The 7,312-nt window shown below is 71.3% G+C and carries 8 protein-coding genes; 5 read left to right on the forward strand and 3 right to left on the reverse strand.

Annotated elements, in window-relative coordinates:
• A partial coding sequence (locus AC08ON_RS05560; RefSeq protein ID WP_476616566.1) for a DUF7125 family protein occupies nt 1–623 on the reverse strand: 623 nt, incomplete at its 3' end.
• 103 nt (nt 624–726) lie between these two features.
• Entirely contained in the window at nt 727–1,476 is a 750-nt protein-coding gene (locus tag AC08ON_RS05565) for a copper chaperone PCu(A)C domain-containing protein (protein WP_476606672.1), read from the reverse strand.
• An 820-nt stretch (nt 1,477–2,296) separates the two neighbouring features.
• Between AC08ON_RS05565 and AC08ON_RS05570 the strand changes: the two genes are divergently transcribed.
• From AC08ON_RS05570 to AC08ON_RS05590, 5 genes are all read left to right on the forward strand, one after another.
• A complete protein-coding gene (locus tag AC08ON_RS05570) occupies nt 2,297–2,779 on the forward strand; it encodes a CarD family transcriptional regulator (RefSeq protein WP_006545253.1) in 483 nt (160 codons plus the stop codon).
• A 243-nt stretch (nt 2,780–3,022) separates the two neighbouring features.
• Nucleotides 3,023–3,808 carry a 2-C-methyl-D-erythritol 4-phosphate cytidylyltransferase gene (ispD, locus tag AC08ON_RS05575; protein ID WP_476616571.1) on the forward strand — a complete coding sequence of 262 codons (786 nt, stop codon included), beginning with the start codon at nt 3,023–3,025 and terminating at the stop codon, nt 3,806–3,808.
• Nucleotides 3,805–4,365, forward strand: coding sequence for a 2-C-methyl-D-erythritol 2,4-cyclodiphosphate synthase (gene ispF / locus AC08ON_RS05580; RefSeq protein ID WP_011438608.1), 561 nt, complete (start codon nt 3,805–3,807; stop codon nt 4,363–4,365). The genes ispD and ispF overlap by 4 nt, the downstream gene beginning before the upstream one ends.
• 105 nt (nt 4,366–4,470) lie before the next feature.
• Nucleotides 4,471–4,863 (forward strand): PPOX class F420-dependent oxidoreductase, encoded by a 393-nt coding sequence (locus tag AC08ON_RS05585; RefSeq protein WP_011438607.1) that lies wholly within the window; start codon nt 4,471–4,473, stop codon nt 4,861–4,863.
• A 48-nt stretch (nt 4,864–4,911) separates the two neighbouring features.
• On the forward strand, nt 4,912–6,471 hold the full coding sequence (locus AC08ON_RS05590) for a cysteine--tRNA ligase (RefSeq protein ID WP_476606670.1): 1,560 nt from the start codon (nt 4,912–4,914) through the stop codon (nt 6,469–6,471).
• 52 nt (nt 6,472–6,523) lie between these two features.
• On the opposite strand, the gene AC08ON_RS05595 is transcribed toward AC08ON_RS05590, so the two are convergent.
• The coding region (locus AC08ON_RS05595; protein WP_476616567.1) for an FHA domain-containing protein at nt 6,524–7,312 on the reverse strand (789 nt) is incomplete at its 5' end.

Below are 7,312 nucleotides of genomic sequence, written 5' to 3' on the forward strand. Positions count from 1 at the left end.
GCCGCGGAGATGGTCTGCACCGAATCGACCACCAGCAGGGCCGGTGAGACCTCCTCGACGTGACGCAGGACGGCGCCGAGGTCCGTCTCGGCGGCGATCCACAGGTCCTCGTGCAGCGCGCCCGTCCGACCCGCCCGCAGCCTGACCTGCGCCGCGGACTCCTCCCCGGTGACGACCAGGGCGCGGGCACCGGCGGCGGCGCTGCGGGCCGCGACCTCCAGTAACAGGGTGGACTTGCCGACCCCCGGTTCCCCGGCGAGCAGGATCACGGCGCCGGGAACGAGGCCGCCGCCCAGCACGCGGTCGAGCTCGTCGATCCCGGTCGGACGACGCCGCGTCGCGGTCACGTCAACGGACATGACCGGCAGAGCCGGTGCCGTCACTGCGGCGGACGAGGCGGAACGACCCCCCGCGACCAGGCCGGCCCCCCGGCGTGGGGCGGGGGCCTGGGCCTCCAGCGTGCCCCACTCCTGGCAGCGCGAGCATCGTCCCGCCCACCGCACGGACTCCGAGCCGCAGCTGTTACACCGGAACCCGCCTGAGGCCGCACGACTCGACGGGCGACCGCCGGCCGACGGGCGAGTGGATGCCATGGACGCAACGTTAGTCCGCTGGTCCGACATGTCGGCGACAGCGGCGCGCGGAATGGGTTCCCGGGTGTCGGGTACCCGCGAATGGGGGGATACCTCGGCCGGATCCCGCTGGGTGGGTCAGCCCAGTGGTGGGTCAGCCCGCGGTGGTGGCGCCGGCCGCAGGGCTCGCGGCGGGGGCCGACGTGCCCCGGGAAGCGGCGGTCGACGAGGTCGTGCCGACCGTCGAGGTCGGCGTGGCGCCGGCCGACGGCGAGGCGGACTGCGCTGCCCGCGGCGTCCCGGTGACCGCGCCCGGCGCCGCCGAGGCGCCGGGCGCGGGCTGCTCTACCGGGACGTCCAGGGTGATGCTGCCGGCCTTGGCGAAGGTGATGGTGACGGGCACCTGGGACCCGATCAACAGGTTCTGCTGGACGTTCTGCAGGGTCGGCGCGGAGCCGTCGGCAATGAAGATCTTCCCGGAACCGGGTGGCAGCTCGGCGGGGCTCGGGACCTTGCCGCCCGCCGCCAGGGGGGAGGACACGCCGATGATGGTGTCAGGCTCGGTGCCCGCGTTGAAGAACGCCGAGACGATCTGTGCGGAGTCTCCCCGGGACAGCGGGCCTGCCACATAGACATTGCGTAGCGTGATGCTGCCGACGGCGCTCGAGACGCTGTTGGTCGTGGTCCGGGCGAGGTTTGTCACCGCGTCGTTGCCGGAAGCGCAGCTTGCCAGGCCAGCGGACCCGACCACCGAGGCCAGGAGCGCGACACCGATCCGGTGGGAGGCGATGCGCCGCCTGAAGGTGGACTGTCGGCCGGCGTCGTGGCCCGACTCCGGGGCGGCGGACGCCCCGCCGACGGCGGGTGTGGCTGACGTGAAACGGGCACCCAGACGGCGGCTCACAGCTCGGTGGCTCCTCCTGCGCGAGACCGGTGCCTCGGGTGCGCACCGGTGCTGGTTGACGGTCGCCCCGGGGAGCGACCACCGGTGGCGCCGCCTCCACCGCTGGCCGTCGTAACCGGTGCGGAGGGGTCACCCCCGGTGCCCGGATGATTCGGTCTAAGACGGTCCGTCTCCCGACTCACCCGTGCGGGGCTAACACTAGCCATCCCCCGGCATCACGTGCGGCGGCTGTGGGCGGTACGAGACCCGCGGATCCGGCCCAGGAGCACGCCCGGGCCGGATTTCGGCGCCCTATCCGGGCCGGCTGGCCTGGGCGATCGGTCCGAGCGACCCCGGACGTGGGCAGCATCACGGCGTGGGGGGAGTCACGACCTGTCGGGCGACCCGGCGGGCGCCGTCCGTTCCGTGGTGATAGCCCATTTCATGACGAGATGACCGTTACATAGCGATGTATCGCGATGTGTCCGGCGTGTCGAGATGCGTCACGGCGGGACCGGTCGGGTGGGCCGGGGCCCGGGCGGGACCCCGTGCCGGCCCGCGCCGGGGGTTCGCCACGCGGCCCGCGCTCAACGTATAGCCAACATCCGCCGGATCGTTACCCATTTTACCTGGTAGGACATCTTCGATGTCGGTGCGCGGCGATCTGACGGGTGGCTGGGCGGATCTGTGTCCCTGGGTGTCCGTCCTCCGGAGCGGGTGGCCGGAAGGCGGCGCCGGGTCCCTCACCTTGGCGTTGCTGGTCTTGGTACCTGCAGCGTGCGTCTGACCTGCGGCGATGCGTGCGTGTTACGCTGGTAGAGGCGGAAGGGGCACGTGACACATGGCGTTCCAAGTCGGCGAGACCGTTGTTTACCCGCATCATGGTGCTGCTCTGATTGACGCGATTGAAACTCGCGTCATCAAGGGCGAGGAAAAACTCTATCTCGTGCTGAAGGTCGCTCAGGGCGATCTGACTGTCCGAGTTCCGGCCGACAACGTCGGTATGGTCGGGGTGCGTGACGTCGTCGGGCAGGACGGGCTGGAACGGGTGTTCGAGGTGCTCCGCGCCCCGCACACCGAGGAGCCCACGAACTGGTCGCGACGGTACAAGGCAAATCTTGAGAAGCTCGCCTCCGGCGATGTGAACAAGGTGGCTGAAGTCGTCCGTGACCTGTGGCGACGCGATCGCGAACGCGGTCTTTCCGCGGGCGAGAAGCGAATGTTGAGCAAGGCCAGGCAAATCCTCGTCAGCGAGCTTGCGCTCGCCGAGGGCACCAACGAGGACAAGGCGGAGGCCATGCTCGACGAGGTTCTCGCCGGATGATCGTAGGCTCGTTGGCGCAGGCGTAGTTCGTCCGGCCGACAGGCGATCTATTCGGCACGGCATGATAATCCGGAAAGGCATTCTCTTTCCGGGAGACCGCCGTCCCGAGCGCGTTGCCGACTCAGGTTCCGGCTGAGTGGGCGTCGAGACGGTGGTGGGCGGTGTTGCGCCCACCGGCGGCTCGCGCCGAGCCGGCTGGATCGGCCAGGCCCTCGTGGCGGATGGCACACGGGAGGTCCTGTGGTGGGCGAAGGTCACCGGTTGCCGGTGGCGAGCCCCCGGGCGGCGGCGATCGTGCCGGCTGCCGGCCGGGGTGAGCGGCTGGGGGGAGGTACTCCCAAGGCGCTGCGAGCCCTCGGAGGCAGGCCCATGCTGGTGCGCACGGTGGAATCGTTGCGTCGCTCCAGGCTGGTGACGCAGATTGTCGTCGCGGCGCCACCGACGCTGGTCGATGCCGTGGCCCAGTTGCTTGGCGGGGACGTGTATGTGATCGCCGGAGGCGCCGAGCGGGTGGATTCGGTCCGCCGCGCCCTGCGAGCCGTGGACGACGACGTCTCCGTGGTACTGGTCCACGACGCCGCCCGGCCGCTGACGCCCCCCGAGCTGGTCGACGCGGTGGCGGCTGCGGTGCTCGACGGACATCCCGCGGTGATTCCCGTCGTGCCGCTGGCCGACACGGTCAAGGAGGTGGACGCCGACGGGCGGGTGGTGCGTACCCCGCCGCGGGACGGTTTGCGAGCCGTGCAGACCCCGCAGGGATTCCGCCGCGACGTGCTGAGCGCCGCGTATGCGCTCGAGGACATCGCCGTGACCGACGATGCGGGCCTGGTGGAGGCTCTGGGAGTGCCGGTGACGACCATTCCCGGCGCGCAGGAGGCATTCAAGGTGACTCGACCGGCGGATCTCGTGCTCGCCGAGGCGCTACTCGCCCGCTGCGACCCCGCGGACGACGCCCGGCCCGCGGAGGCCCGGTCCGAGGAGCCTCAGTTCGCGGGTGCCCGGTCCGTGGACGCCCGGAGTGGCGGATGACCGGCGGCCCGCGGTGGGACGAGCCCGTCGTGGACGCCGCGCCCATCAGCCGGCAGGCCCCCGCATCCAGCTTGGTGAACACGGTGATCCTGCCCCGGGTCGGCGTCGGGGTCGATGTGCATCCGTTCGCCGCCGGCCGGCCGTGCTGGGTGGCCTGCCTGGAATGGCCGGGGGAGACCGGGCTCGCCGGACACTCCGACGGGGACGTCGCCGCACACGCGGCCTGTGACGCACTTCTCACCGCCTCGTGCCTCGGTGATCTGGGTCGGGTGTTTGGCACGGACCGACCGGAGTACGCGGGTGCATCGGGCGCGGTCCTGCTGGCTGAGACGGCTCGGCTTCTCGGTGCCGCCGGTTGGGCGATCGGCAACGTCTCGGTCCAGGTCATCGGGAACCGGCCCAGGATGGCCGGGCGTCGCGAGGATGCGCAGAAGGCGATGTCCGTGGCCTTGGGCGCATCGGTGAGCCTGTCGGCCACCACCACCGACGGACTCGGCCTCACCGGGCGGGGCGAAGGCTTGGCCGCCATCGCGACCGCGCTCGTCATCCGCGCCTGACGGCGGGCCCGCCAGGCGCGGATATGCCGTTTTGTCATCGACTGACTGCGTGCCGGCGCGGAGATGAGAGGGTGAGCCGACCCTGGCCCCTCCCCGAGGAGTCTGATGGCTGACCGCCTTCCCGAGCCGGTGAGGGCCCTTGCCGACGCCCGGACCTACGTCGTTCTGGCGACGATCCAGCCCGACGGCTCGCCGCGGATGACCGTGCTGTGGGTGGACCGCGATGAGGACGAACTGCTGCTGTCCACGGTGCGGGGACGTGCGAAGGAACGCGACATCGCAAGGGATCCGCGGGTCGGACTGATGTTCCTCGACCAGGGCGATCCCTACGGTTACGTCGAGGTCCGCGGGACCGCGACCCTGACCGAGGAGGGCGGCCGGGAACTGATCGACCGGCTGTCGGTGAAGTACACTGGAGATGTGTACCGGTGGGATGATCCGGATGAGGTCAGGGTGGTCGTCCGGGTCGTGGCGGACCGGGTACTGACGGTCGGCTGACCCTCCCCTTGGGTCCCGTCGATCGAGCGGGGGCCGTACCCTTGACAGATGGGTCTCCACCTCTACGACACGCGCAGGCGGCGTGTGCGGCCATTCGAGCCGCTACGCCCCGGTCACGTGGGCGTCTACGTGTGTGGGCCCACCGTGCAGGCGGCCCCGCATGTGGGCCACATCCGCACGGCGCTGCCCTTCGACCTGCTGCGCCGGTGGCTGGTGCAGTCCGGCCGTTCGGTGACCTTCGTGCAGAACGTCACCGACATCGACGACAAAATCATCATCAACGCGGATCGGGACGGCACCTCGGTCTGGGAGCTCGCCACCCGGCAGACCCGCGCGTTCGACGACGCCTACCGCACTCTCGGGATCCTGCCCCCGACGATCCAGCCGCGCGCCACCGGTCACATCCCCGAGATGATCGCGCTGGTGTCGGCCCTCGTGGAGGGGGGATACGCGTACGCCAGCAGCGGTTCGGTCTGGTTCCGGGTGGGTGCGTTCGCCGACTACGGAGCACTGTCCCACCAGCGACCCGACGCGATGCAACCGTCCGTGGAAGCCGAGCCCGGCAAGGCCGACCCCCGCGACTTCGCGTTGTGGAAGGCAGCCAGGCCCGGTGAACCGTTCTGGTCGTCCCCCTGGGGTGACGGCCGGCCGGGCTGGCATCTGGAATGCTCTGCGATGGCCGGAAAATACCTCGGCCCGGTCTTCGACATCCACGGCGGCGGACTCGACCTGGTTTTCCCGCACCACGAGAACGAACGGGCCCAGACGGTCTGCGCCGCCACGGCCCGCCCGGCGTCGAACGCGGCTTCGGCCGATTCGCCCGGCCCCGGTGGTGGCGAGCCCGGTAGCGGCGAGATGGCGCGCTACTGGATGCACGTCGGCCTGCTGACGACCGGCGGGACGAAGATGTCGAAGTCGTTGGGAAATTCCGTCCTGGTGGCCGACGCCCTCGACGCGGTCCGTCCGCAGGTTCTGCGTTATCACCTGCTTTCCGCGCACTACCGGTCCATGCTCGAGTACAGCGCCGAGGCACTGGCGGAATCCACCGCGGCCCACGACCGGGTGGAGACCTTTGTCCGCAACGCGTTGGACATCCTCGGCGGGCCCGGGGAGGCGGCGGCCCTGGCGGCCGACGAGGTCGTCTCGTCGGTGGCAGGGGCGCAGCCGACGGTGGCCGGAGCCCGGCCGGTGCCGGTTCCCGGGCCGGGTGGTGAGTCGAGGCTCACCCCGCGGCGGGCCTGGTCCGATTTCACCATCGCCATGGACGATGATCTCGCCGTCGGGCGTGCGCTGGCGGCCCTGTTCGGCGCGGTGAGTCAGGGAAACCAGGTGCTGTCGAAGGCCCACAGCCGGGAGCTGGCCGGGTGGGTGGACGTGACCCGCCGGATGCTGAACATCTTCGGTCTCGACCCGCATGAGCAGTGGCCCACCGCAGGTGCCGAGTTCAGGCCGGCGCTGGACGGCGCGATGCAGGTCGTGCTGGATCTGAGGTCCGCGGCCCGGGCCCGACGGGACTACGCGGAAGCCGACGCCATCCGGTCGAGACTGGCAGCCGCCGGCCTGATCGTGGAGGACACTCCAGAGGGCCAGCGCTGGCATCTGGCCTGATCCGATCGGCGGGTCGCCTGCCGCCCCGGACAGCGGCAGGCGACCTGGTAGATCAGCGGGCGCGCAATGTGATGCGCGTCCAGGCGCCCAGGTAGACCCGGTCCCCGTCACGAAGCGGAACGGGCTGGCCGGGCTCGATGGGGTCCGGTTCGTCGTTCAGTCGGGTGCCGTTGGTGGAGCCCGGGTCGCGGACCGCGTAACCGCCGTCGGGCAGCAGTTCGAACAGGGCGTGGCTGCGGGAGATCCCCGGGTCCTCCGGCGCTCCGGACAGGTCGATGTCGGGATGGATGCCACGGGACTCGCTGCGCCGTCCCACGAGCATCTGAGAGCCGGCCAAGGCGAAGACCCGACGAGGGTAGAAGGTCGGGAACGGGACCCGGTGGTCGTCGCCGCTGTCGTAGTACTCGCGCTCCGCCTCGACGATGGCCTCCCAGACGGTGCTGCCCGCCGACGCGCGGTCCCGGTCCCATCCGGCACCACGCCCGGAGCCGGCCCGCGGGTCGTCGAGGACCGCGTCACGGGGGTCGACGTGGCCGCCGCGGGTGCCGCCGAGTTCCGGATCGCCCAGTCGCGGATCGCCCAGTCGCGGATCGCCCAGCCGCGGGTCGGCGCCGGGCCGAGCGTGCCGCGGGTCGGTTGTGTGCCGCGGGTCGGTTGTGTGCCGCGGGTTGCCGGTGACCCGGTCGCCGGCTGGCGCGGGCGGGGCGGAGGCGTCCATGCCCAGCGGGTCCGCACCGTAGCTGTACTCGGCGTCGCGCCGGCTCCGGCGGTGCGTGTCCGACTCGCGATCAAGGTCGCCCCGCGGGTCCGGATATCCACCCGGCGTCCGGCTGTCGCGGCC

The organism is Frankia sp. CoWAU3, assembly GCF_977971855.1.

Bases quoted from the DNA above. Each gene is read 5' to 3' on its own strand.
- AC08ON_RS05570 (WP_006545253.1), top strand. From the start codon at position 2,297: ATGGCGTTCCAAGTCGGCGAGACCGTTGTTTACCCGCATCATGGTGCT.
- ispF (WP_011438608.1), top strand. From the start codon at position 3,805: ATGACCGGCGGCCCGCGGTGGGACGAGCCCGTCGTGGACGCCGCGCCC.
- AC08ON_RS05585 (WP_011438607.1), top strand. From the start codon at position 4,471: ATGGCTGACCGCCTTCCCGAGCCGGTGAGGGCCCTTGCCGACGCCCGG.
- AC08ON_RS05590 (WP_476606670.1), top strand. From the start codon at position 4,912: ATGGGTCTCCACCTCTACGACACGCGCAGGCGGCGTGTGCGGCCATTC.